This window comes from Flavobacterium cyclinae (genome assembly GCF_021172145.1).
GTDB lineage: Bacteria > Bacteroidota > Bacteroidia > Flavobacteriales > Flavobacteriaceae > Flavobacterium > Flavobacterium cyclinae.
This window is the reverse complement of sequence record NZ_CP089095.1, coordinates 1,224,792-1,248,517: the sequence shown is the minus strand read 5'-3', so window position 1 is coordinate 1,248,517 and position 23,726 is coordinate 1,224,792. Positions and strand designations below refer to the sequence as shown.

26 protein-coding genes and 1 other RNA gene are annotated in these 23,726 nt (G+C 31.4%); 13 read left to right on the top strand and 14 right to left on the bottom strand.

Annotated features, from left to right (window positions below):
• Positions 1 to 42 precede the first annotated feature (42 nt).
• The gene (locus tag LOS86_RS05935) at positions 43 to 2,418 is read right to left on the bottom strand and encodes a heavy metal translocating P-type ATPase (protein WP_231843917.1); all 2,376 of its coding nucleotides are present in this window, start codon (positions 2,416 to 2,418) and stop codon (positions 43 to 45) included.
• A gap of 109 nt (positions 2,419 to 2,527) precedes the next feature.
• Here LOS86_RS05935 and LOS86_RS05930 point away from each other — a divergent pair, with 109 nt between their 5' ends.
• The 3 genes from LOS86_RS05930 to LOS86_RS05920 all read left to right on the top strand — a co-directional run bounded on the left by LOS86_RS05930 (position 2,528) and on the right by LOS86_RS05920 (position 4,431).
• The gene (locus LOS86_RS05930) at positions 2,528 to 3,205 is read left to right on the top strand and encodes a Crp/Fnr family transcriptional regulator (protein WP_231843700.1); all 678 of its coding nucleotides are present in this window, start codon (positions 2,528 to 2,530) and stop codon (positions 3,203 to 3,205) included.
• Positions 3,206 to 3,264: 59 nt separating this feature from the next.
• Positions 3,265 to 3,891, top strand: a complete 627-nt coding sequence (locus LOS86_RS05925; RefSeq protein WP_231843699.1) for a hypothetical protein — start codon at positions 3,265 to 3,267, stop codon at positions 3,889 to 3,891.
• Between the two features lie 129 nt (positions 3,892 to 4,020).
• Positions 4,021 to 4,431, top strand: a complete 411-nt coding sequence (locus LOS86_RS05920; protein ID WP_231843698.1) for a hypothetical protein — start codon at positions 4,021 to 4,023, stop codon at positions 4,429 to 4,431.
• A 72-nt stretch (positions 4,432 to 4,503) separates the two neighbouring features.
• Here the strand turns inward: LOS86_RS05920 and LOS86_RS05915 are convergent, their stop codons facing one another.
• Entirely contained in the window at positions 4,504 to 4,812 is a 309-nt protein-coding gene (locus tag LOS86_RS05915) for a rhodanese-like domain-containing protein (protein ID WP_231843697.1), read from the bottom strand.
• Positions 4,813 to 4,941: 129 nt separating this feature from the next.
• On the opposite strand from LOS86_RS05915, the gene LOS86_RS05910 reads away from it, so the two are divergent.
• Genes LOS86_RS05910 through LOS86_RS05900 form a run of 3 tightly spaced genes read left to right on the top strand, consistent with a single transcriptional unit; the run spans position 4,942 to position 6,639 of the window.
• The gene (locus tag LOS86_RS05910; protein ID WP_231843696.1) at positions 4,942 to 5,394 is read left to right on the top strand and encodes a MarR family winged helix-turn-helix transcriptional regulator; all 453 of its coding nucleotides are present in this window, start codon (positions 4,942 to 4,944) and stop codon (positions 5,392 to 5,394) included.
• A gap of 16 nt (positions 5,395 to 5,410) precedes the next feature.
• Entirely contained in the window at positions 5,411 to 6,043 is a 633-nt protein-coding gene (locus LOS86_RS05905) for an NAD(P)H-dependent oxidoreductase (protein WP_231843695.1), read from the top strand.
• Between the two features lie 32 nt (positions 6,044 to 6,075).
• Positions 6,076 to 6,639 (top strand): YceI family protein, encoded by a 564-nt coding sequence (locus LOS86_RS05900; protein ID WP_231843694.1) that lies wholly within the window; start codon positions 6,076 to 6,078, stop codon positions 6,637 to 6,639.
• A gap of 84 nt (positions 6,640 to 6,723) precedes the next feature.
• Here LOS86_RS05900 and LOS86_RS05895 read toward each other — a convergent pair whose 3' ends face one another.
• The gene (locus LOS86_RS05895) at positions 6,724 to 7,575 is read right to left on the bottom strand and encodes a DUF2911 domain-containing protein (RefSeq protein ID WP_231843693.1); all 852 of its coding nucleotides are present in this window, start codon (positions 7,573 to 7,575) and stop codon (positions 6,724 to 6,726) included.
• A gap of 135 nt (positions 7,576 to 7,710) precedes the next feature.
• Here LOS86_RS05895 and LOS86_RS05890 point away from each other — a divergent pair, with 135 nt between their 5' ends.
• The 4 genes from LOS86_RS05890 (at position 7,711) to LOS86_RS05875 (ending at position 11,779) form a co-directional block, all read left to right on the top strand.
• Positions 7,711 to 8,175, top strand: coding sequence for an SRPBCC family protein (locus LOS86_RS05890; protein WP_231843692.1), 465 nt, complete (start codon positions 7,711 to 7,713; stop codon positions 8,173 to 8,175).
• Between the two features lie 39 nt (positions 8,176 to 8,214).
• A complete protein-coding gene (locus LOS86_RS05885; protein ID WP_231843691.1) occupies positions 8,215 to 8,913 on the top strand; it encodes an SDR family NAD(P)-dependent oxidoreductase in 699 nt (232 codons plus the stop codon).
• A gap of 82 nt (positions 8,914 to 8,995) precedes the next feature.
• Positions 8,996 to 10,282: a cryptochrome/photolyase family protein gene (locus tag LOS86_RS05880; RefSeq protein ID WP_231843690.1), complete on the top strand. Its 1,287-nt coding sequence runs from the start codon at positions 8,996 to 8,998 to the stop codon at positions 10,280 to 10,282.
• A gap of 36 nt (positions 10,283 to 10,318) precedes the next feature.
• Positions 10,319 to 11,779 carry a cryptochrome/deoxyribodipyrimidine photo-lyase family protein gene (locus LOS86_RS05875; RefSeq protein WP_231843689.1) on the top strand — a complete coding sequence of 487 codons (1,461 nt, stop codon included), beginning with the start codon at positions 10,319 to 10,321 and terminating at the stop codon, positions 11,777 to 11,779.
• On the opposite strand, the gene LOS86_RS05870 is transcribed toward LOS86_RS05875, so the two are convergent.
• The 7 genes from LOS86_RS05870 to LOS86_RS05840 form a co-directional block, all read right to left on the bottom strand.
• A complete protein-coding gene (locus LOS86_RS05870) occupies positions 11,776 to 12,432 on the bottom strand; it encodes an HAD family hydrolase (RefSeq protein ID WP_231843688.1) in 657 nt (218 codons plus the stop codon). The two genes, LOS86_RS05875 and LOS86_RS05870, sit on opposite strands and share 4 nt — an antisense overlap.
• Positions 12,433 to 12,570: 138 nt before the next feature.
• The gene (locus tag LOS86_RS05865) at positions 12,571 to 13,476 is read right to left on the bottom strand and encodes a ribonuclease Z (RefSeq protein ID WP_231843687.1); all 906 of its coding nucleotides are present in this window, start codon (positions 13,474 to 13,476) and stop codon (positions 12,571 to 12,573) included.
• A 69-nt stretch (positions 13,477 to 13,545) separates the two neighbouring features.
• Positions 13,546 to 13,878 (bottom strand): ribonuclease Z, encoded by a 333-nt coding sequence (locus tag LOS86_RS05860; protein ID WP_231843686.1) that lies wholly within the window; start codon positions 13,876 to 13,878, stop codon positions 13,546 to 13,548.
• A 5-nt stretch (positions 13,879 to 13,883) separates the two neighbouring features.
• Entirely contained in the window at positions 13,884 to 14,177 is a 294-nt protein-coding gene (locus tag LOS86_RS05855) for a hypothetical protein (protein WP_231843685.1), read from the bottom strand.
• A gap of 32 nt (positions 14,178 to 14,209) precedes the next feature.
• Entirely contained in the window at positions 14,210 to 15,139 is a 930-nt protein-coding gene (locus LOS86_RS05850; protein ID WP_194096931.1) for an aspartate carbamoyltransferase catalytic subunit, read from the bottom strand.
• Between the two features lie 38 nt (positions 15,140 to 15,177).
• Positions 15,178 to 15,717 carry a bifunctional pyr operon transcriptional regulator/uracil phosphoribosyltransferase PyrR gene (gene pyrR / locus LOS86_RS05845; RefSeq protein ID WP_231843684.1) on the bottom strand — a complete coding sequence of 180 codons (540 nt, stop codon included), beginning with the start codon at positions 15,715 to 15,717 and terminating at the stop codon, positions 15,178 to 15,180.
• A 203-nt stretch (positions 15,718 to 15,920) separates the two neighbouring features.
• Positions 15,921 to 17,540, bottom strand: coding sequence for an ABC-F family ATP-binding cassette domain-containing protein (locus LOS86_RS05840; protein WP_231843683.1), 1,620 nt, complete (start codon positions 17,538 to 17,540; stop codon positions 15,921 to 15,923).
• Between the two features lie 154 nt (positions 17,541 to 17,694).
• Here LOS86_RS05840 and LOS86_RS05835 point away from each other — a divergent pair, with 154 nt between their 5' ends.
• Entirely contained in the window at positions 17,695 to 19,098 is a 1,404-nt protein-coding gene (locus LOS86_RS05835; protein WP_231843682.1) for a TlpA family protein disulfide reductase, read from the top strand.
• A gap of 15 nt (positions 19,099 to 19,113) precedes the next feature.
• On the top strand, positions 19,114 to 19,626 hold the full coding sequence (locus LOS86_RS05830) for a hypothetical protein (protein ID WP_231843681.1): 513 nt from the start codon (positions 19,114 to 19,116) through the stop codon (positions 19,624 to 19,626).
• 54 nt (positions 19,627 to 19,680) lie between these two features.
• Here the strand turns inward: LOS86_RS05830 and fsa are convergent, their stop codons facing one another.
• The 4 genes from fsa to ffs form a co-directional block, all read right to left on the bottom strand.
• Positions 19,681 to 20,337, bottom strand: a complete 657-nt coding sequence (fsa, locus tag LOS86_RS05825; protein ID WP_231843680.1) for a fructose-6-phosphate aldolase — start codon at positions 20,335 to 20,337, stop codon at positions 19,681 to 19,683.
• A 211-nt stretch (positions 20,338 to 20,548) separates the two neighbouring features.
• Positions 20,549 to 21,352 carry an SDR family oxidoreductase gene (locus LOS86_RS05820; protein WP_231843679.1) on the bottom strand — a complete coding sequence of 268 codons (804 nt, stop codon included), beginning with the start codon at positions 21,350 to 21,352 and terminating at the stop codon, positions 20,549 to 20,551.
• A 37-nt stretch (positions 21,353 to 21,389) separates the two neighbouring features.
• Complete coding sequence (locus LOS86_RS05815) at positions 21,390 to 22,388, bottom strand: enolase C-terminal domain-like protein (RefSeq protein ID WP_231843678.1); 999 nt, start codon at positions 22,386 to 22,388, stop codon at positions 21,390 to 21,392.
• A 68-nt stretch (positions 22,389 to 22,456) separates the two neighbouring features.
• Positions 22,457 to 22,554, bottom strand: an RNA gene (gene ffs, locus LOS86_RS05810) — signal recognition particle sRNA small type.
• Between the two features lie 88 nt (positions 22,555 to 22,642).
• Between ffs and LOS86_RS05805 the strand changes: the two genes are divergently transcribed.
• On the top strand, positions 22,643 to 23,710 hold the full coding sequence (locus LOS86_RS05805; RefSeq protein ID WP_231843677.1) for a glutaminyl-peptide cyclotransferase: 1,068 nt from the start codon (positions 22,643 to 22,645) through the stop codon (positions 23,708 to 23,710).
• Positions 23,711 to 23,726 lie beyond the last annotated feature (16 nt).

The following is a 23,726-nucleotide window of genomic DNA, read 5'->3' as shown; positions in this document are numbered from 1 at the left end:
TAAAACATGACTTTTATCATGTATTAAAATTTTCTTAAATAATTACTTTTTGTTGGCAAATATATTGGTCATTATAGTTACAAAACTTACTATAGTTATCGTACTCAATGGCATTATTATAGCCGCTACAATTGGATCTAATTGTCCTGTTATTGCATAACTTAATCCTACAATATTATAAAGTAACGAAAGACCAAAACTCATGTAAATGGTTTTCATAGCATTTTTAGAGTAGCGCATAAAAAAGGCAATTTTATCAAACTGTGAAGCATCTAAAATCCCATCACAAGCTGGAGAAAATACATTTACGTTTTCTGAAATAGACAATCCTAAATTACTTTGCGCTAAAGCTCCAGCATCATTTAAACCATCGCCAACCATCATTACATTTTTGCCTTCTTTTTGCAATTGTTCAATGTATTGTAACTTTTGTTCTGGTTTTTGATTGAAAACTAAGGTCGTTTTTGCTGGTAACATTTTTTCTAAAATTCTTCTTTCGCCATCATTATCGCCTGATAAAACCACCAAATTGTAATGTTTATTCAAATCAGTAAACAATTCTTCTAATCCTTTTCTATATTGATTATTAAACACATAACTTCCTTTATAAACGCCATTGATTTCCACATGTACTTTCGTTTTCTTATGTGTATTTTCGGTCATGGTTTTTAGGAATTGTGACGAACCTAATTTTATTGTATTTCCTTCGATTTCAGCGAAAATTCCTTTTCCAATAATTTCCTCAAAGCTTGAAGTTTCTACTTTTTCTTGATTCGGAATAAAATCGTATAATCTTCTACTTAATGGATGATTTGAACCGCGTAAAACGTTTTTCAATAGTCTTAATTCGGAAACATTTAGTTCGGTTCCTTCGTAAGTAATGGCGGTTTTTTTATTGGTTGTAATCGTTCCTGTTTTATCGAAAACGATAGTATCTACTTTGGCTAATTGTTCGACTACCAACGCATTTTTCAAGTATAATTTTCGATTACCTAATATTCGTAACACATTTCCTAATGTAAACGGAGCCGTTAATGCCAAGGCACAAGGGCAAGCCACAATTAATATCGCCGTGAAAACATTAAAAGCAGTAGTTACATCAATAAAAATCCAATACACAAAAGAAAAGACTGCTAATAGTAATAAAACAGGTGTAAAATAGCGACTAATTTTATCAGTAATAGTCTTGTGCTGTTGTTCTACGCGTTTTTGGAAAACATCGTTGCTCCATAATTGGGTTAAGTAACTTTGGGAAACTGAAAATAACACTTCCATTTCGATGACTTTTCCCATTTGTTTTCCACCTGCGAAAACTTTATCACCTGATTTTTTCTCGATTGGAACGGCTTCACCTGTAACAAAGCTATAATCTATAGAAGCTTTTTCAGAAATTAATATCCCATCAACCGGAATTAATTCTTGATTTCGAATTAAAAGCCTATCCCCTTTTTGAATATCATATACTTGAACCGATTCTTCTTCTCCGTTTGGCAACACTTTTGTAATTGCAATTGGGAAATACGATTTATAATCGCGCTCAAATGATAGGAAATCGTAGGTTTTTTGTTGGAACAATTTTCCTAATAGCATAAAGAATATCAATCCTGCCATACTATCAAAGAAACCTTGACCGTAATCGAAAAAAATATCCACCGTACTTCTTACGAACATCACTACAATTCCTAAAGCAATCGGAATATCAATATTCAACAAGCCTGATTTCATACTTTTCCAAGCCGAAACATAATAACCCGAAGCGGAATAAATAAAGGTAGGAAGCGATAATCCGAAAATCAACCAACGGAAAAATCCGCGGTATTGGTCAATCCAATATTCTTCTACTTCAAAATATTCGGGAAACGAAAGCAACATGATATTTCCAAAACAGAAAAACGCTACTCCAATTTTATAGATTAAAGTGCGATCGATTTTTTTCTTGCCTTCATCAAAATTTTCTAACGAAATATAAGGTTCGTAACCTATTGAACTCAATAAGTACACGATATCTTTTAAAGAAGTCTGTTCAGGATTGAACGTAACTCGGACTTTCTTTTCGCCAAAATTAACTTGCGAAGCACTTATTCCTGATTGAAGCTTTTGTAGATTTTCCAGAATCCAAATACACGAACTACAGTGTATATGAGGAATGTAGAGTGAAACAATATGTGTTGTACGCTCTTGGAATTCCAGTAATTTAGTACTAATTTCTTCATTGTCTAAAAAGTCATATTTACCCTGAATGTCTTGTGGAGTGGCTCCGGGTGAAGCCTGAAAGTCGTAATAACACGTTAAATCGTTTTGACTAAAAATCTCGTAAACGGTTTTACAACCATTGCAACAAAACTTCTTTTCATCGAATACAATTTCGTCTTTTTTTATAATTTCATTACCACAATGGAAACAATTTTCTGTGTCCATAGATTTGCTCATTTTACCTGAAACAAAATTGGTAATTGTATGCATAAAAAAATATGATAATTGTCATGCTTTTTTTATATTTGTAGAAGAATTTTAAACATTACTTAAGATGGGTAAATGTGAGCAATGCATTGTGAGGCAATTTAGTTCGTTAAAGGCTTTAAATAAAGACGAACTATTAAGAATGGCCGAGTGTAAAACTTCTTACACAATTAAAAAAGGAGAACCTATATTTGAAGAGGGTGAAGTGATTAATGGAATTTATTGTGTTAAAGAAGGCGTTAGTAAATTATCCAAACTAAGTGAAAACGGTAAAGACCAAATCGTAAAATTAGTAAAACCGGGTGAATTATTAGGACAACGTTCTATGATTAGTGATGAGCCTGCCAATTTAAGTGCAGTAGCTTTAGAAGATATGGAAGTTTGTTTTATTCCTAAAAGCGAAGTGATGCAATTTTTTACTCAGAACAATCAGTTTTCTATGAACGTAATGCGAACTATTTGTGATGATTTAAAAGGAGCCGATGACCACATGGTAAACATGGCCCAAAAAAATGTAAAACAACGCTTAGCCGAAACGCTTATCTACTTAGAAGAAACATTTGGTAAAAACGAAGATGGTACTCTGCGCATTCAATTATCTAGAGAAGAATTAGCGGGAATGATTGGTACTGCTACTGAAAGTTGTATCCGATTGTTATCCGAATTAAACAAATCCGATTACATAGAGTTGATTGGAAAGAAAATAAAACTTTTAGATAAGAATAAATTAAAACGCTTAACATAAATGAATCCGCTGGAAAGCGGATTTTTTGTTTGATAAAAAACCATTATTAATATTATAAAATGCATAAAAATCGATTTATTGAAAAATTTGAATCTAAATCAGATAAAGAATTAGAACACATTGCTTTTAATTCTAAGATTTTTGTATTGGATGCAAGATATGCCGCAATATTAATTTTAAAGAAAAGAGGTAATAATTCGCAAGCAATTAAAAAAATCGAAAAAGAATATGAAAATCGCATTCAGGAAGAAACAAGAAAAAAAGAAAATAATATAGAAACCAAAAAGCAAATAATAAAACATTTAAAAAATATTCCTATAAAAGAAAAAAAAATAACACCTCTTAAAAACGGTAATAAATTAGAAATTAAAAGACTAAGCAATAATAATTTTGAAGTAAGAATTGAAGATAATTTTAGGAGTGCTTTAGCTCCCGTAATTATTTGTAAAATCATTACTAATTCAAATTATATCCTCTTTCCCTTCTTTTATGTAAAGTCAATACTTATTTATGGAATTGGAGGAACATTTTTATTTCTAATTTTATCATCAGTTGGAATTTTAAAAAATGACGCATTATTAATTTTATTACCCATAATTACTGTAATTTTATTTCAAATTATTTTGACACCATTTATTTATTTTATTACGGTTTACTTCTTTAAAAATCAAATTAAACAACAATAATATTTCAAAAGCACAATAAAACTGATTTCATAAATTACATTTAAAATCAAATCCTTTTTATTTCTTAAACACAGTAATTCATCATCAATTCATTTCAATATATTTGTAGAAAATATACAATTTAATCCAATGAAAAAAATCTTATTCTTTTTAATGTTATTTAACTTTACATTTTCACAATCAAATAATGAAAATGCATTTATTGGTAAATGGCAGGTAATTCCAAATTCTAATACTAATTATATAAAAAATAAAGAAATAAAGGAAATAAATCAAGCTTTTGATAACGGAATTATTGAATTTGAACTTAATAATTCATTTAAGATTACATTAAAAAGTAAGAGTGAATTTGCTTTAATGCTTATGGAAATGACTAAGAAAAATAAATGGCGATATAATAGGAAAAAAAATCAGATAATGGTTGGTACTGATAAAGATAATTACACCACTATAGGATTTGAATTTTTCACTAAAAATAATGAGTATTTTTTTAAGTTATTAGAATCCGAAATTATTCTTAAGGTTCAAAAAATTAAATAAATTAAACCTATAAGCGCGGAATTGCATTCCGTACCCACAAAAACAAAAAAATCCGCTCTTCAGCGGATTTCTTTATTCTGTTGGTCCTTCCCAATTAGAAAAACCACCTAATAAATTAAAAGTGTTTTCAAAACCTAATTGTTCCATAGCGTTACAAGCATTTGAACTACGTACACCAGCGGCACAATAAACATAATAATTTTTCGATTTATCTAACTCTTCTACTCTATAGATAAAACCTTGTCCTTTATATATGTCAATATTAATGGCTCCCGGAATATGTCCGTCGTTAAATTCATCATCAGTTCGTACATCTACTATTACACCATTTGCATCTTGCAAAAACTGGCTCCACCACGTGTTTTGATCTAAGTTTGTCATCGTATCTTTTTTTTTTCAAAAGTACTATCAAAAAATGCATTTTAAAAACTTTAACAAAAATTTATCAAACATTTGTACATACAAATAAAATTATTACTACATTTGTACATACAAATTTTACAACATCAAATGAGAATAGAAGACATCATAAAACCTAACTCGCCAATGGCCATGGAGAAGAAAACATTACTTAACGTAATGTATACTCAAAATGTCATTTCGGAAAAGTTTAATGAAATATTAAAACCATTTGACCTTTCGCCTGAGCAATTTAATGTGTTACGCATCTTAAGAGGTCAGAAAGGAAAACCAGCTAATATGTGTATGATACAAGAACGCATGATTGCAAAAACTAGTAACACCACACGTTTAGTTGACAAATTGTTATTGAAAGAATTGGTAATTAGAGAAGTTTGCCCTATTAACAGACGCAAAATGGAAATTACCATTACGGAGAAAGGTCTAGAACTTTTACTACAATTGGATCCTTTAGTAGAAGCTCACGAGCAATCTTTTTCTAGGAATTTGAGTGTTGCAGAATTAGAATTATTAAACGAATTGCTTGAAAAATTTAGAAATTAAAAACCCAAAAATTACTATGACAAATTTTATAGAAAATCAAAAATGGCGTTATGCTACCAAAAAATTCGATGCTACTAAAAAAGTATCAGATGCTGATTTAGAAACCTTGAAAGAAGCGATTCAATTGAGTACTTCTTCTTATGGTTTACAATTATACAAAGTATTCATAATCGAAAATCCTGAAGTAAGAGCAAAATTACAACCAGCTTCTTGGGGACAATCACAAATTGTAGATGCTTCTCACCTATTGGTTTTTGCTAATATTGTGGATGTAAAAGACCAACATATTGATGAATATATTCAAAATATTGCCAACACAAGAGGTTTATCTGAAGCCGATTTAAAAGGATATGCTGACTTTATGAAATCGAAAATTGTACCGCTTCCAGTTGATAAAAAATCGGTTTGGACATCAAAACAAACATATTTAGCATTAGCTAACTTAATGAATGCTGCAGCTGAGTTAAAAATTGATGTTACACCAATGGAAGGTTTTGAACCTGAACAATACAACGAAATTTTAGGTTTCAATGCATTAGGATTAAACGCTTCACTAGTGGCGGCTGTGGGGTATAGACACGAAGAAGATGCAACCCAACACTATGCAAAAGTTAGAAAATCAAAACAAGAATTATTTACAACAATTTAATAATAACCCTTAACATTAAAAACAATTAAAACATGAAAAATTTAAAATCAATCGCTTTAGCTTTAGTAGCTTTCGTATCGTTTGCAGTTAATGCACAATCAAAAAAAGTAGATGTTACAAAAAGTACTATCAATTGGGTAGGTAAAAAAGTAACAGGTTCTCATGAAGGTACTATTACATTAAAAGAAGGTGCTTTAGTTTTCAAAGGTAAAAAAGTAGTAAACGGTAACTTTACTGTTGATATGACAACTATCAACACAACAGATTTAGAAGGTAAAGGAAAAGCAAATTTAGACGGACACTTAAAATCAGACGATTTCTTTGGTGTTGAAAAATTCCCAACAGCTACTTTAGTATTCAAAACTATTGGAGAAAAAAGTAATGGTGTTTATGCTGTAACTGCTGATTTAACAATCAAAGGAATCACTCACCCAATCAAATTTGAATTAACTGTTAATGGAAATATGGCTTCAACTACATTAAAAGTAGATAGAACTAAATACGATATCAAATATGGTTCTGGAAGTTTCTTCTCAGACTTAGGAGATAAAACTATTTATGATGAGTTCGAATTAACTGTTAAGTTAGCTTTCTAATAGAAAGGGAAATTTTGCTATGAAAACAAAAAAGCCTTGAAAGAAAATTTCAAGGCTTTTTCTATGTGTTTAAACTAAATCTAATTATTTAGACCATTCAGCAATACTGTCTTTATTCATTTTTTCATAGTCAGCATTTCCTGCTTTTACAGATAAAGCTAAAGACTCTTTTGCAGTTGCTATAGCTCCTTTTTTATCTCCTAATTTAGCTTGAATTAATGATTTTAATCGTAAATACCAAAATGGAACATCTCTATCTTTAGGTGCATTAGCAATTGCATTATTGATCCAAGTTAACGCTTTATTCATGTCGCCATTTGATTGATAAAAATACTGAGCAGAAGAAAAATAATCATTTGCAGAAGGACCTGCTAATGTTTTTTCAATACTTTTCATTGCAATATCTTGTGTAGGAACTGTAAATGGAATTGCCACCATAGTTCTTTCCCAAGCCAATTCAATTACTCCTGAATCATTAGTTAAATTGTTTAAGAAAATTGATAATGATTCTACAGGTTTAGACAAAGTTTCTGGTTTAACTGTACATTTTAAAACCACTTTTGATTCGTCCCAACTTTCTGGTAAGCCCCAATTGTTTGTGTCAGAATAGAAAATAATGTCCCAACTGTCTGCTTTTGGAGTTGTGTAAAAGGCATATTTTCCTTTTTTTAATTCTTTTCCAGCAATTTGTACATCTTCACTAAATGTAATTGTAGTGTTTGCATTCGCACCTGTTCTCCACATTTTTCCAAAAGGTACTAAATCACCATAAACAGTTCTTCCTTTTGCACTTGGTCTTGAATATTCAACTTGTACGTTAGTTAGTCCTACAACTTGTTCAACTTTTGCTAACGGACTTGATTGTGGCGTTTTTACTTGTGCCTCAACCATAAAATTGGCTAATACTGCAGCCAACATTACAATAATTTTTCTCATAGGTTTCGTTTTTGATTTTCAAATTTACAAATTGTCAGGAAATCAAATGTTAATTTATACTTAAATGATTTTATTTTGTTTAATAAAATTTTAAAATGTTTAAACAAATTGGTACATTTACAAAAAAAATTCGAAATGAAAATCTACAGATTACATACCAAACAAAATTTACCCATTAGCATCGACAAAGCTTGGGAACTATTATCAGATCCAAAGAATCTACAATTAATTACACCTGACTACATGGGATTTAAAATCCTTTCTGGTGCTGATAGACCTATGTATCCGGGTCAAATAATTCAATATATCGTAACTCCAGTTTTAGGAATCCCTACTAAATGGGTTACCGAAATCACTCATGTAGTAGACAAACAGTATTTTGTAGACGAGCAACGTTTTGGACCTTATGCACTATGGCATCACAAACACTTCATTAAAGAAATTCCTGGTGGTGTAGAAATGGAAGATATTGTGGATTATAAAGTGCCTATGGGAATTTTAGGTCAATTGTTTCATCCTATTCTAGTGAAACCAAAATTGAATGAAATTTTTGAGTACCGAAGAAAAAAACTAATCGAATTGTTTGGAGAGTTTAAGTAAAGAAGTGATTTATCGCATCTCTAATAAAAAGTAAATACCATGAAAAATATATTATTAATTGGCGGTTCTTACGGAATTGGATTAGCAATAGCAAAAGAATTACAATTTGAAAATAACGTTTATATCGCTTCAAGAAGCAATGAAAACTTAGCTGACGTCAAAGCGACTCACATTGCATTCGATGCGACAACTGAAACAATTGATATATCTAAATTACCAACAGTTATTGATGGATTAGTGTATTGTCCAGGAAGCATCAATTTAAGACCATTTAAAGGATTAAAACCAGAAGCATTTGAAACCGATTTACAAATTAATTTCCTAAGTTTGGTAAAAGTAATTCAATCGGTTTTACCTAATTTATTAGTATCTGAACAAGCGAGTATCGTAGCATTTAGTAGTGTTGCCGCAACGATGGGAATGCCATTTCACACCAGCGTTGCCGCTTCAAAAGGTGCTATTGAAGGATTTTCAAAAGCATTAGCGGCTGAATATGCACCAAAAATAAGAGTCAACGTAATTGCACCATCATTAACCGATACGCCTTTAGCCGATAAATTCTTGAATAACGAAACGAAACAAGAAAAATCAGCAGAGCGTCATCCACTAAAACGATTTGGAAAACCTGAAGATAGCGCACAAATGGCAACGTTTTTATTAAGCGATAAAAGCAGCTGGATTTCGGGACAAATTTTCCACGTTGATGGTGGGATGTCAACATTGTTAGTAAACGGATAACAAGTTCAAGAGCAAGGGCAAGTACAAGTTCAAAAAACAAACTTGAAACAACAAATCATAAACTAGTAACAACAAACATAAAATGAACATCTTTTGGTTTAGACGCGATTTAAGAGTAGATGACAATGTAGGCCTTTTTCATGCTTTAAATAGTAATGAAGAAGTGTTACCTATTTTTATTTTTGATGAAAATATTCTATCGCAATTACCAAAAAATGATGCTCGCGTTAATTTTATTCACGAACAATTAGAAAAAATTCAATCGGAATTGAAGAAGCACGGAAAATCATTAGCGGTTTTTCATGGAAATCCAATTGAAGTTTTTACCAAATTAATTTCCGAAAATAAAATTACTTCAGTTTATACCAATCACGATTACGAACCTTATGCTCGCAAGCGTGACAAGGAAATAAATCAGTTATTTGTTACTAATAGAATTTCATTTTTAACTTCAAAAGACCAAGTAATTTTCGAAAAAAGCGAAGTGGTGAAAGACGATGGAAGTCCATATGTAGTTTACACACCTTATTCGAAAAAATGGAAAGAGAATTTTAAAAAAATAAAATTAGTTCATTATCCTTCCGAAGAAAAATTGGATAAAATAACAAATCACTCCTATCCTTTTTTATCATTGGCTGATATTGGTTTTGAAAAATCTGAAATCAAAGTTACGCCTTTTGATGTTTCGGAAAGTTTAATTCAAAATTACGAAGCTACTCGAAATTTTCCAGCTATGAATAAAACTTCTTATTTAGGTATTTATCTCAGATTTGGAGCAGTTTCTATCCGAAAAATGATTTCCAAAGCGATTGCTGAAAAGAACGAAACCTTTTGGAACGAATTGATTTGGCGCGAATTCTTCATGCAAATTTTATGGCATTTTCCTCATACATCTAACAGAAGTTTCAAAGAAAAATACGATGCTATTCAATGGGAAAATAACGAAGATCTATTCAAAAAATGGTGTCAAGGAAAAACAGGCTATCCTTTTGTTGATGCTGGAATGCGTGAATTGAATAAAACGGGTCACATGCATAACCGCGTTCGTATGATTGTTGCTAGTTTCCTATGCAAACATCTCTTAATTGATTGGCGTTGGGGCGAAGCTTATTTCGCTCAAAATCTTTTGGATTATGAAATGGCGAGTAACGTTGGAAATTGGCAATGGGCTGCAGGTTCTGGAGTCGATGCCGCACCTTATTTCCGAATTTTCAATCCAACAGAGCAAATCAAAAAGTTTGATAAAGACTTAAAATACATCAAAAAATGGGTTCCTGAATTGGAAACTCAATATTATCCAAAACCTATCGTAGACCATAAAGATGCTCGAGAAAAATGTTTAAAAGTCTATAAAGAAGCTGTTGGTTAGGATAACGTTGCCCTAAACACTATAAAATGTAGAAAAATGAAAATTGTTTGGTTCAAGAGAGATTTGCGTTTGCACGATCATGAAGCCTTACATGAAGCCTTATCGACTTCTGGGAAAACGTTATTGCTTTACATTTTCGAACCTTCGTTGATGAAAGATTATCATTATAGTCAACGTCATTTTGATTTTGTCAAACAATCATTAGAAGCATTACAGAAAGAACTTTTAAAATATCACACTCAAATCTTAATTGTTCAAGGCGAAGCAGTTGCAGTATTTGAAAAACTATCCAAACTTATTTCTATTAGAGCGGTTTATTCGCATCAAGAAACGGGAATTAAATTAACTTTTGATAGGGATTTGGCTGTTGCTAAATTATTGAAAAACAATGGAATTATTTGGAACGAATACATCACAAATGGTGTTATTCGTGGAATAAAAAATAGAAAAACTTGGAAAGAAGATTGGTATGATTTTATGGATAAAGATTGTCTTCCGTTTCAGCCTACACCAAGAAGTTTTATCAAGTATATTGAGATTGAAGAATTAGAAAATCATTTCGAAATTCCATCCATAAAAACTGTTCATAATCCCAATTTTCAGAAAGGTGGCGTTCCAACAGCTTTGCGCTATATGAAATCTTTTTTTGAAGAACGCGTACAAAATTACAGCAGTCACATTTCAAAACCTGAACTGGCTAGAAAAGGTTGTAGTCGATTATCTCCTTATATCGCTTGGGGAAATTTATCCATTAGACAAGTGTACACTAAAGCTTGGGAATTGCATCAGCAAGGAAAATTCAAACGTCAGATTTCTAATTTTGCTTCTCGATTACGTTGGCAAGCCCATTTCATCCAAAAGTTTGAAATGGAATGTTCGATGGAATTTATCGCCGTAAATAAAGGCTATCGCAATTTGAATCAAAAAGTTAACGAAAAATATCACAAAGCATGGATTACAGGAAAAACGGGTGTACCGTTAGTTGATGCTTGTATGCGGTGTTTGAATACAACGGGTTATTTGAATTTTAGAATGCGTGCTTTAGTTGTGTCATTTTATACGCACCATTTGTTCCAACCTTGGCAAAATTGTAGTCCACATTTAGCTCGACAATTTTTAGATTTTGAACCTGGAATTCACTATCCACAAATTCAGATGCAAGCTGGAGTAACAGGAATAAATACGCTTCGTGTTTATAATCCAGTGAAAAATTCGTACGAACATGATGAAGATGGAAATTTCATCAAAAAATGGGTACCAGAATTAGCTAATATTCCAAACGAATTCATTCATGAACCTTGGAAATTAACTCCAATTGAATCTATGCTATATGGATTTGAATTGGGAAGAGATTATCCATTTCCTATTGTAAATTTGGAAGAAGCCAGAAAGTTTTCGAGCGATTTCTTTTGGTCGATGCGAAAAAATGAATCGGTTAAAAAAGATAGTAAGCGCATTTTAGCAAAACATACGCTGCACGATCAAGAAATGAGTTAATTCAAATCTCGAACTTTTTCAAAATTCAATTCGTTGAAATTTCGAATAACTACATTAGCTTTTGACAAATCTTGGTCTTTAGAATGAAAACTATCGTAACCAACGCAGAAAATTTCCGCTGAAACTGCGGCTTGAATTCCGTTGGTGCTGTCTTCAATTACGATGCAATTTTCTTTTGGAGCAACTGATAAACTCGCAGCATGTTCAAAAATAGCAGGATGTGGTTTCGACTTTGGAAAATCTTCTCCTGATACAATATGGGTAAAATATTGATGCAAATTAAATCGAGTAAACACTCTATTAATCGTAACATTCGAAGCTGAAGACGCTACAATCAATTGGATTCCGTTTGTGTGCAAATCTCTGATTAACTCTTCTACTCCATCAATCAAATACAAATCTTCTTTTAAATCGAAAGCTTCATTAAACAAATGACGTTTTCTCAAGATTAAATCTTCTACATCTTCTTGCAAAGCGAATTGTGCTTTTAATTTCTGAAAGATATTTCGAGTAGAATTACCTGTAAACGAACGATACATTTCATCTGAAACATCGATATTTAACTCCTTAAAATGTTGGTAATACGCAAAATGATGCACCGGTTCGGTATCTACAATTACGCCATCCATATCGAAAATTACAGTTTGTATCATTAGTTTAGTCTAAAAATTTAAAAACACAAATTTCACGAATTATCACGAATTATTCTATGTTTACTTAATAAAGTGAGAAAAGTTCGAAATTTCTCTATAATTAACACATTTCTATTGTGACTATGTGTTTTTAAAAAATTAAAATTCAAATTCTCTACCATCATCCGCCAAAAGCACATTTTCAAAAATCGTTTGTGCTTCTGTTTTAAATGGTTCAATAGAACCGTAACGTGTAGAATAATGTCCTAAAATTAAATTTTTAGCATTCGCTAATTTTGCGATTTTAGCCGCTTCTTTTGCCGTTGCGTGTTTGGTTTTTTCGGTGTATTGCATTTCCGAATCTAAGAAAGTAGATTCGTGATACAACACATCAACATCTTTGATAATCGAAACGATAGATTCATCATACATTGTATCGCTACAAAAAGCATAACTCATTGGAGCATCTGGCGGAAACGAAAGCAATTCATTGTCAATCAATTCGCCTGAGTCTAACGTTACATTACCACCGGATTTAATTTTATCGAAATACACTTTTTCAATTTTATATTTGGCAACCGCTTCTACATTCAAATGGCGTTTTCCTAGCTTTTCTTGAAATATAAAACCATTCGTATAAACACGATGATTTAATGGAATCGTTTTTACAATTACGGTTTCGTCTTCAAAAATGACTTCGCTTTCCTTGGATTCTAATTCGTGGAAATACAAATTATACCCCGTAAACGAACCCGAAGCTCGCAATTGCAATAAAATAATTTCTTTGATTCCTTTTGGACCATAAACGTGCAAATCGTTTTCGCGATTTAACAACATAAACGTTGAAATCAAACCTATTAATCCATAAAAATGGTCTCCATGTAAATGCGAAATAAAAATATGATTAATGCGAGAAAACTTGATTTTATGCTTGCGCAATTGCACTTGTGTTCCTTCACCACAATCAATTAAAAACATATGATTTTTTATGTCTAAAACTTGTGAGGTAGGATTGGTAATGGTTCTAGGAGTGGCTGCGTAACAACCGAGTATTTGTAGTTTCATTTTTTAGTGTTCAGTCGCAGTTTTCAGTCGCAGTTACTGAATACTGTAAACTGAGACTGTAAACTTTTATTAAAATCCTAAATCGCGTTCAATTTCGTCCATTTCAATCATATCGTGGGCTTCTAAAACGGAAGGAACCACGTTTAAATAACTAGGAACTTTATTAAAATCAACTGAATCAGTTACCACAATCATTGATTTTTTAGCTTTTTTATGAGTTTTAGCTAATTCTTTGAAATGAGACAAATCAGCATTCGAAATGGCTTTATCTTGCGATACATCCAAAATCAAGTTTTGACCTTGAAACGCATGATATTCATTAGTTAACTTTTCCACAAAAGTAGCCACATTATTTTGTGTATCTTTAATGATAGTAGTATGTCCTTTTTGATCGACTTTCATTCTGGTTAGGATTTTCTATTTGGTTTTGAATTTATTATGTAACTCTCACCTAATTCAATTGCTCTTAAATATTGTTCTTTAAGCAGATCGTTTTCAATTTCGTTAAAAATTAGTACTTTTTCATCAATACAATTTCCAAGTTTCCAATTATAATCTTTAACTGATTTTTCTACTATAAATTTTGCTTCTTTGAAAGTTTTACAATTTATTAAACATTCAATATTTGAGTTTATATCTTCATATTCAGAAAAATCATCATGAATTTTTATTTCAAATTTTAAATACTTCATTTCAACCATTTCAATTGAATTTCTGATTTTATGCTAAGATACTAATTTTTAATCTTACTTGCCAATAAATAAATCACTGCCATTCGCACTGCAACTCCATTCTCTACTTGCTCCAAAATTACGGATTGTTGAGAATCGGCTACATCTGAAGTAATTTCTACTCCTCTGTTGATTGGTCCTGGATGCATGATTACGATTTCTTTATTTAGCGAATCTAATAATTCTTTAGTTACACCGTATTGTTGCGTATATTCTCTTGTCGTAGGGAAATAACTCACATCTAAACGTTCGTTTTGCACACGTAACATATTCGCCACATCTGCCCATTCTAAGGCTTTACGAAGATTCGGTTCTACTGTAACTCCTAGAGATTCGATGTATTTAGGAATTAATGTTTTGGGTCCGCACACTTTTACTTCTGCACCTTGCATTTGCAGTGCGAAAATATTAGATAACGCTACTCTTGAGTGTAAAATATCACCTACAATTACGATTTTCTTTCCGCCAACATCGCCTAATTTTTCTCTAATTGTAAAGCTATCTAATAAAGCTTGTGTTGGATGTTCGTGTGCTCCATCTCCAGCATTTACAACACTTGCTCCAATATTCTGCGACAAAAAATGAGCTGCTCCTGGGCTACTGTGACGCATTACCACCATATCTACTTTCATAGATAGAATGTTGTTTACTGTGTCAATCAAAGTTTCTCCTTTTTTAACCGAAGATTGCGCTGCCGAAAAACTAATCACATCGGCTGAAAGTCGTTTTTGAGCTAATTCGAAGGATAATTTAGTTCTCGTACTGTTTTCGAAGAAAATATTGGCAATGGTAACATCTCGTAAAGAAGGTACTTTTTTGATGGGACGATTGATAACTTCTTTGAAATGGTCAGCCGTTTCGAAAATTAAATCAATATCTTGTTTGGTAATATATTTTATTCCGATTAAATGATTTACTGATAATTCTTTCATTTATTTTGGTTGTTTGTAGTTAGTGGTTTATTATTACATTATTTTGTTACCAAATACACAGCATCTTCTCCATCATTTTCTTGCCATTTTACAATTACTTTTTCATTGTTTATGGCATCCACCTGTCTTCCTCTGTAATCGGGCTGAATGGGTAAATGGCGACTGAATCTTCTGTCGATTAGCGTTAAAAGTTCTACTTCAGATGGTCTTCCGAAAGATTGTATTGCCGTTAAAGCCGCATTAATACTTCTACCGGTGTATAAAACGTCATCGATAAAAACTACTTTTTTGTTTTCAACCAAGAAATCGATTTGGGTTTTATTGGCTTCCAATGGTTTTTCACCTCTTCTGAAATCATCTCGGAAGAATGTAATATCTAAAAAACCTAATTGAATGTTAGCAATATTGTAGTCCGATTCTAAAATTTGTTTGATTCTTTCGGCTAAATATTTACCTCTTGGTTGTAATCCTATTAAAACAGTGTTGGAAAAATCTAAATGATTTTCAATTAGTTGACAAGCTAATCGGTGTAAGATAATGTGTACTTCTTTTGAAGTGAGCAAAACTTTTTGACTCATAGTGTGTTGTTTGTACAAATTTAGAATTTATATTTCTAATAGCAATCGTAATCTAAAAAAAAGAGAATATTCATAATTTATTTTTGCCACTGATTTCATGGATTTAAAAGGATTCCCATTAGATAAAATCTTTGATAATCAATGCAATCGATGGCTTTCATGCAAAAAAAATCCCGTTACTAAAAATAGAAACGGGATTGATATTAAGAATACATTTTCTTTCTTAATTCTTTGATTTTGTCATCTTCAAGATATTCATCAAATGTCATATATCTGTCGATAGCTCCATTTGGAGTTAATTCTAAAACTCTGTTGGCAACTGTTTGCGCAAATTCGTGGTCATGTGTGGTAAACAATACCGAACCTTTGAAATTTTTCAATGAGTTATTAAACGCTGTAATTGACTCAAGATCTAAGTGATTCGTTGGTTCGTCTAACATTAAAACATTAGCTCTAATCATCATCATACGCGATAACATACAACGCACTTTTTCTCCTCCAGATAAAACGTTACATTTTTTTAAAGCTTCTTCTCCTGAGAAAATCATTTTTCCTAAGAATCCACGAACGTATACTTCATCGCGTTCTTCTTCTGTTTTTGCCCATTGGCGTAACCAATCCACTAAATTCAAATCTACACCATCAAAAAACTCGTGATTTTCAACTGGTAAATACGATTGTGTTGTTGTAATTCCCCAATCAAATGTTCCTGCATCTGGAGTCATTTTATTATTCAAAATTTCATAAAAAGCTGTTGTAGCTCTTGAATCTTTAGAGAAAACTACAATCTTATCCCCTTTAGCCATGTTTAAATCAATGTTTTTAAACAAGGTTTCTCCATCAATTGAAGCAGCTAAATTTTGCACATTTAAAATTTGATCTCCCGCTTCTCTTTCGGTTTCAAAAATGATGGCTGGATATCTTCTGCTTGAAGGTTTAATCTCGTCTAAATTTAATTTTTCAATCATTTTTTTACGAGAAGTTGCTTGTTTCGACTTAGCAACGTTCGCACTAAAACGACGGATAAACTCTTCTAATTCAGCTTTTTTCTCTTCAGCTTTCTTATTTTGTTGCGCTTTCTGACGAGCCGCTAATTGCGAAGACTCGTACCAAAACGTATAATTTCCTGAATAGTGTGTGATTTTTCCAAAATCGATATCTGAAATATGCGTACAAACGGCATCTAAAAAGTGACGGTCGTGAGAAACTACTAAAACCGTATTTTCATAATTAGCTAAGAAGTTTTCTAACCAACCGATAGTTTCAAAATCCAAGTCATTAGTAGGCTCATCCATAATCAACACATCAGGATTTCCGAATAAAGCTTGTGCTAATAACACACGAACTTTCAGTTTTCCATCTAAATCAGCCATTAATGTGTAATGATAATCTGGACCAATTTCTAAATTTGAAAGTAAGGTTGCTGCATCACTTTCTGCGTTCCAACCGTTCATTTCATCAAACTGCAATTGCAATTCCCCAATTCTGTTAGCATTTTCATCCGAATAATCAGCGTATAAAGCATCCATTTCTGTTTTAACAGCATGTAACACTTTATTTCCCATCATTACAGTATCTAACACTGTATATTCATCAAATAAGTTGTGATTTTGGTTTAAAACCGACATACGTTTTCCTGGCTCAAGAATAACTCTACCCGAAGTAGGGTCCATTTCTCCAGCAATAATTTTCATGAAAGTCGATTTTCCGGCACCATTAGCTCCAATGATTCCGTAGCAATTTCCTTGGGTAAAAGTGGTATTTACTTCATCGAATAAAACTCGTTTTCCAAATTGAACCGATAAGTTTGAAACTGTTAACATTTTTATATTTTTATTAAAATTGTTGCAAAAGTACTAAAAATAGTAGATTTTTGAACACTTAATTTAGAATAAAAATAGGTTTATTTTAACTGAACGTTAACAAGCTAATTTAATAATTTCAAATACATTTGTTTTCAAATCAAGATATAATTGAATGAATCATAATTACTTAAAATATTTTCTCCCTTTCAGCTTTATCATTTTATCCACTTTAACTTCATGTAAGAAAGTATTTTCTGAAGATAATTACGTTGCGTATTTTGGTGGTGAAATTTTAAATCCGCAGGAAAAATATGTTTTATTTTTAAAAGATGACGAAGTAATTGATACGATTTTTTTAGATAAAAATAATCGTTTCATGCACAAATTCGACTCATTAGTTCCTGGTTTATACACTTTTAAACACAATCCCGAATATCAATATGTTTATTTTGACAAAAATGACAGTTTGATGGTTAGAGTAAACACTTTTGACTTTGACAATTCTATTGTTTTTTGTGGAAGAGGTGATGAAAAAAACAACTTTTTAATTGAATTATTTCTTAAGAATGAAGCAGATCGTTCTTTGATGTATGATAAATTTGACAAGGATGTAAAAAGTTTTATTAAAAATATTGATTCAAGTTATGCCATCAGAAAATCATTTTATCTTAAAAGAAAAGCTGAAATTGGTTGGGATGCTAACTTTGATTTAATTGCAAAAGCTAGCCTTGATTTTCATCACATAACAAAAAAAGAGATTTATCCTTATGCACACCAATTTAGAACTGGTGAGAACATTAGATCAAGTTTACCTAAAGATTATTACAACCATAGAAAAACAGTTGATTTTAATAATGCTGTATTAACAAATTATTCGCCTTACATTAAATATGTTAGTGTTTTATTGAATAATGTGGCTTTACAAAGTAACAAAGATGATTTAAACGAAAATTCTTTAGAAAATAACATCACAAAATTAAACATAACCGATACTTTAATTCACAATGAAAAAGTAAAAAATGTGGTTTTGAATAATGTAGCAATGATGTATTTACTTGAAGATCAAAATATGTATAACAATCAGAAATTCATTGAACGTTATCTTCAATTAACAACAGACAAGGATAACAAAAAAGAAATTTCTGAAATTTACAATTCGGTTCAAAATTTAAAAGTAGGGAATCGATTGCCAAAAATTGATTTAATAGATAAATCTAAACAAGTAATTGATATTAACTCATACATTAAAAAACCAACCGTATTATTTTTTTGGACAAGTCATGCAGAATCGCATTTTGCTGCTTCTCACAGAAAAGTAACTGAATTACAAGCCAAATATCCTCAATACGATTTTATTGCCATAAACGTTAATGACAATGATGCTAAATGGAAAAATGCATTAAAAAAATACAATTTTGAAAACATTCAAGAATTTCAAGCTGTAGATTTTGAATCAATTCGTAAAAAATGGGTTATTACTAAAATTCATAGAATAATCATCTTAAATGCGGATGGAACCATTAAAAATGGCTTCGCCAATTTATTTGACGTGAATTTTGAACAAAATTTAAAATAAATTAATCATTTCTACATGAAGCATTATATAACTGCTCTATTGCTATTTTTTTTCACCTTAAGTTTTTCACAAAATATTGATTTCGAAGACATTTTAAATATTAAAACAAAAAATGCTTCAGAAGTAAAAGAATTTTTATTAAATAAAAATTTCAAAATAGCACAAGAACATTACTCAAAAGAAATGAAGTTTGGTGATATATTATTCTTATCTCAAAACAAACAAGATAATGAAATTCCAACTTCTATTGCATTTTATTATGAAGGTAATGATTTAACAAAAAACCGAATTAATTTTGAAATGAATAATCAAGAAGTTTTTGATAGGTATTTAAACCAATTAAAGGAGTTGAATTTTAAGGTTGTTAGTACAAAAACTGAAAAAAATATTACTATAGAAAGTTATAAAAACGAAACTACTACTATTGAAGTAAAGATTAGATTTGTTGAAAACCATTTTGGTAAACAAAGAACATTTTATAGTTTCTATATAACTGATACTAATTACACTCAAACCAAATATTATTAATCATAAAAAAAGCGTTCTAATTAGAACGCTTTTTTGTTTTTATATATTAAGAAATTATTTATTTCCTTTTTCGTAATCTGCAATAAACTGAGCAATTCCGATATCTGTTAATGGGTGTTTTAACAATCCAGTAATTGAAGATAAAGGTCCTGTCATAACGTCTGCACCAATTTTAGCACAGTTAACAACGTGCATTGTGTGACGTACAGAAGCAGCTAAAATTTGTGTTTCAAAACCGTAATTATCGTAAATATCTCTAATTTCTTGGATTAAATTTAAACCATCAGTTGAAATATCATCTAATCTTCCTAAGAAAGGAGAAACATAAGTAGCACCTGCTTTAGCCGCTAATAAAGCTTGACCAGCAGAGAATACTAATGTTACATTCGTTTTGATTCCTTTATCAGAGAAATATTTACAAGCTTTTACACCTTCTTTAGTCATAGGTAATTTTACAACGATTTGTTCGTGTAAGTCAGCTAATTCCTCACCTTCTCTAATCATACCTTCTAAATCCATTGCATTTACTTCTGCACTTACATCACCGTCAACAATGTTACAAATGTCTACGTAATGTTTTAGGATATTGTTTTTTCCTGTAATGCCTTCTTTAGCCATTAATGATGGATTTGTAGTAACTCCATCTAAAATTCCTAATTCTTGTGCTTCTTTAATTTGCTCTAAATTAGCTGTGTCAATAAAAAATTTCATCTTTTTAAATTTTTAAAATATTGTGTGTTGTTTTTTCCTTCGACAAGCTCAGGATTAATTGTTTGCAAAAGTACAAATAAAAATTCCAAATTCAAGGGCAAGGACAATGGCAAGTTCAAAAAACCATTAGAAGCTGAAACAAGTTAAGCTTACAACACCCAGCACCCAGCACCCATCACCCAGTACCCATCACCTTTCAACCAACACCAATCTACAACTTATAATGATTCATCAACATTTTCTCATACATTGTATCAGGTAAAATGCGTTTTAAAACAATGGAAAATTTCTGTAAAAAAGCCCCAACTTTATAATGTACTTTTGGTTTGTCTGTTTTGATAATAGCAAAAATTGCTTCTGCCATTTCGTTTGGATTACTGCCGCTATCCACGTGCGAATCCATCTCTTTTAAGGTGTTTCCGTAAGGAACTTCATAAGCCGAACCTTTGATTACTGGTGCATGATAACGTCCAGCAGCTATATTGGTAGCAAAATCACCTGGAGCAACATTGGTAATTTGGATTCCGAAGGATTTTACTTCCATTCGCAACGCTTCAGTAATTAATTCTAAAGCGCCTTTGGAAGCCGAGTAAATTCCACGATAAGGCAATCCCATATAACCTGCAATAGAAGTAATATTAATAATCAAACCCGATTTTTGTTCCCGCATTTGAGGCAAAACTGCTTTCATTACTTCTATTGGACCAAATAAATTGGTCTCGAAATTATTTCGGATTTCTTCGGTTGGAATTTCTTCAATTGGACCAGTAATTCCAACTCCAGCATTATTAATTACTATATCCAAACGTCCCGATTTTTGAATTACTTCATCCACGCAATTCACAATACTTTGCTTATCGCGAACATCCAAAGCTACTAATGGAAATATCGAATTCGTGATTTTTTCAGGATTTCGACTTGTACCATACACTATAAAACCTTTTTGATGCAAAAACTCGCCAATTGATTTTCCAATTCCTGATGAACCACCTGTAATTAATACTACTTTACTCATTTTAGTGTGAATTATAGTGCGAAAATACAGCTTTATATTATTTCAAGGAAATTCCTAACCCAACTTTCTCCGAAAGCAACACTTTTCCTTTTTCGATGGTGCTTCCAAAAGCGATGTCTTTGGCAATTAAATTGGCGCCATCTAAATCTACATAATCCACTAACGGCACCAAAACCGCTCCGGCTGAAATTCCTACGGTAGATTCGGTCATGCAACCTATCATGATTTTGAAATCGTTTGCTCGTGCTTCATTGATTAGTTGTAATGCTGGAGTTAATCCACCTGTTTTGACCAATTTGATATTGATGGTTTTATAATGCGATTTTAATTCGGAAAGTTGGGTTTGTTCTTGGCAATCTTCATCGGCCATCCAATTCGCAAATTTAGAAGCATTCAAATGACTGTAATTTGAAAATCCAATTTTCATCGGTTGTTCAATGTAAGTAAATTGAGCTGATAGCGGATTTTCTTCCAATTGCTGACATTCGGAAATAGAGAAACTTCCGTTGGCATCTAAAGCGATTTCTTTTTCGCAATTCAGTAATAAATTCAATGCTTTTTCATCGTAATGATTCCATTTTACTTTGAATTTATTCCAATCGGATTTTGCTATCTTTTGCAATTGTTCTTCGATGGGTGCTACACTGATTGTGATGGAAGATTCGGGTAATTGTTGAATTTCAATCGAATTTAATTCCAAGAAACTCTTATTTTCTAACTTCCCAAATAAATCCCAATAGGCGCAATCTAAAGCCGAACGTAAAAAAGAATGCAATTGTAAATTTTCTAAAAAAGTATAAAATTCGATTGGGTGATTTATGTATTGTTTTTCGATTTGAGTTTTAATTTCGGCCAATTTCTGAGTGAAATCGGATAAATTAATTCCGTAGTAATCAATTGAGGTGCATTCGCCATAACCTGTTTTTCCATTCTTGGAAAGCGAAATAATTAAGGCTTCTCTAAACGAGTAACTTCCATAACTAATTGAAAACGTTTCTTTTAGTTGTAAGCGAACAATTTGCCAAGTAATTTGCATAGGAATTAGAATTGGTGTAAAAATAAAAAATCCCGAACAATCGGGACCACAATTCAAAAGAAATAAAAAATGGCAAGCGACCTACATCGCACCGCTACAACCACATACCTTTGCTGTGTTCCCACCCTGGAGGAGTCTGCAGGAGCTGGTCGTGTAGGACTTGCCGCTGCAAATATACAACCTTTTTATATTTTTGCAAGGCAATTGTGAGTATAAAAAATCATTGTATATTTACCTTATTAAATTTTTCAACCATGTTAAAAGTTAAGCTATTCGCTTTCATAGTATTAGGCATTATTTCTACCTCATGTAAAGAAGATGAAAATGAATTAAAAAATTTATTTTCAATTGAAAATCCAACTATAAAACCAATTCTTAAGTTAGAGGAAAGCATTGATTTGGTCTTACAAAACAAAGAAAACAAAACGATTGATTCTGTAATATACTACATTAATGATGTTAAAATTGGATCGGTAAAAGGAAACGAAAAATTACCATTTTCATTGAATAATCAAAAATTAGGTAATAAAACAATTAAAGCCTTAGTTTATTTTGAAGGAAAAAATATTGATATTACGACTGGATTTACAATATACGCTAGTTCAGAACCTAAAATTTTAAAATATAAAATTTTGAACACCTACGCTCACGATATGAAAGCGTACACACAAGGTTTTGAATTTTATCGTGATACTTTGTTTGAAGGCACTGGAAATGGAGCCGGAAATACTACAGGTATAAAAGGAAAATCAAGTTTAAGAAAAACCGATTATAAAACCGGAAAAGTGTTGAAATCTATTGAATTAGATGATCAATACTTTGGTGAAGGAATAACTATTTTAAACAATAAAGTGTATCAATTGACTTGGAGAAATAAAGAAGGTTATGTTTACAATGCCGATACATTTAAAAAAGAGAAAACATTTTCATACAACATGGAAGGATGGGGCTTAACAAATGATGGTAATAAGTTGTATATGAGTGATGGTTCTGAAAAAATTTACATTTTAAATCCCGAAACTTTTCAAGTTGAAGATTATATAAGTGTATATACGAATGGTTCAAAAATTGAAGAACTTAATGAATTAGAATGGGTAAATGGAAAAATTTTCGCTAATGTTTACCAAAAAGATGCAATTGCAATAATTAACCCTAAAAATGGAGCAATTGAAGCCATTCTAAATTTAAGTGATTTGAAAAATAAAGTTACCAAACATCCCGACATTGATGTATTGAATGGAATTGCTTACAACCCAAAAACAAAAACGTATTTTGTAACAGGAAAAAACTGGGATAAAACTTTTGAGATAACAGTTGAGTAAAATAAAAATTGGTTTC

Excerpts from the sequence above, each read along its gene's own strand:
- LOS86_RS05840 (WP_231843683.1), bottom strand. The coding sequence starts at position 17,540 with ATGTTAACAGTTTCAAACTTATCGGTTCAATTTGGAAAACGAGTTTTA.
- LOS86_RS05935 (WP_231843917.1), bottom strand. The coding sequence starts at position 2,418 with ATGGACACAGAAAATTGTTTCCATTGTGGTAATGAAATTATAAAAAAA.
- LOS86_RS05870 (WP_231843688.1), bottom strand. The coding sequence starts at position 12,432 with ATGATACAAACTGTAATTTTCGATATGGATGGCGTAATTGTAGATACC.
- pyrR (WP_231843684.1), bottom strand. The coding sequence starts at position 15,717 with ATGAGTCAAAAAGTTTTGCTCACTTCAAAAGAAGTACACATTATCTTA.
- LOS86_RS05885 (WP_231843691.1), top strand. The coding sequence starts at position 8,215 with ATGAAAAATATATTATTAATTGGCGGTTCTTACGGAATTGGATTAGCA.
- LOS86_RS05890 (WP_231843692.1), top strand. The coding sequence starts at position 7,711 with ATGAAAATCTACAGATTACATACCAAACAAAATTTACCCATTAGCATC.
- LOS86_RS05850 (WP_194096931.1), bottom strand. The coding sequence starts at position 15,139 with ATGAAAGAATTATCAGTAAATCATTTAATCGGAATAAAATATATTACC.
- LOS86_RS05855 (WP_231843685.1), bottom strand. The coding sequence starts at position 14,177 with ATGGTTGAAATGAAGTATTTAAAATTTGAAATAAAAATTCATGATGAT.
- LOS86_RS05805 (WP_231843677.1), top strand. The coding sequence starts at position 22,643 with ATGTTAAAAGTTAAGCTATTCGCTTTCATAGTATTAGGCATTATTTCT.
- LOS86_RS05860 (WP_231843686.1), bottom strand. The coding sequence starts at position 13,878 with ATGAAAGTCGATCAAAAAGGACATACTACTATCATTAAAGATACACAA.
- LOS86_RS05915 (WP_231843697.1), bottom strand. The coding sequence starts at position 4,812 with ATGACAAACTTAGATCAAAACACGTGGTGGAGCCAGTTTTTGCAAGAT.
- LOS86_RS05920 (WP_231843698.1), top strand. The coding sequence starts at position 4,021 with ATGAAAAAAATCTTATTCTTTTTAATGTTATTTAACTTTACATTTTCA.
- LOS86_RS05835 (WP_231843682.1), top strand. The coding sequence starts at position 17,695 with ATGAATCATAATTACTTAAAATATTTTCTCCCTTTCAGCTTTATCATT.
- LOS86_RS05910 (WP_231843696.1), top strand. The coding sequence starts at position 4,942 with ATGAGAATAGAAGACATCATAAAACCTAACTCGCCAATGGCCATGGAG.
- LOS86_RS05830 (WP_231843681.1), top strand. The coding sequence starts at position 19,114 with ATGAAGCATTATATAACTGCTCTATTGCTATTTTTTTTCACCTTAAGT.
- LOS86_RS05900 (WP_231843694.1), top strand. The coding sequence starts at position 6,076 with ATGAAAAATTTAAAATCAATCGCTTTAGCTTTAGTAGCTTTCGTATCG.
- LOS86_RS05925 (WP_231843699.1), top strand. The coding sequence starts at position 3,265 with ATGCATAAAAATCGATTTATTGAAAAATTTGAATCTAAATCAGATAAA.
- LOS86_RS05820 (WP_231843679.1), bottom strand. The coding sequence starts at position 21,352 with ATGAGTAAAGTAGTATTAATTACAGGTGGTTCATCAGGAATTGGAAAA.
- LOS86_RS05905 (WP_231843695.1), top strand. The coding sequence starts at position 5,411 with ATGACAAATTTTATAGAAAATCAAAAATGGCGTTATGCTACCAAAAAA.
- LOS86_RS05930 (WP_231843700.1), top strand. The coding sequence starts at position 2,528 with ATGGGTAAATGTGAGCAATGCATTGTGAGGCAATTTAGTTCGTTAAAG.
- LOS86_RS05880 (WP_231843690.1), top strand. The coding sequence starts at position 8,996 with ATGAACATCTTTTGGTTTAGACGCGATTTAAGAGTAGATGACAATGTA.
- LOS86_RS05865 (WP_231843687.1), bottom strand. The coding sequence starts at position 13,476 with ATGAAACTACAAATACTCGGTTGTTACGCAGCCACTCCTAGAACCATT.
- LOS86_RS05815 (WP_231843678.1), bottom strand. The coding sequence starts at position 22,388 with ATGCAAATTACTTGGCAAATTGTTCGCTTACAACTAAAAGAAACGTTT.
- LOS86_RS05895 (WP_231843693.1), bottom strand. The coding sequence starts at position 7,575 with ATGAGAAAAATTATTGTAATGTTGGCTGCAGTATTAGCCAATTTTATG.
- LOS86_RS05875 (WP_231843689.1), top strand. The coding sequence starts at position 10,319 with ATGAAAATTGTTTGGTTCAAGAGAGATTTGCGTTTGCACGATCATGAA.
- fsa (WP_231843680.1), bottom strand. The coding sequence starts at position 20,337 with ATGAAATTTTTTATTGACACAGCTAATTTAGAGCAAATTAAAGAAGCA.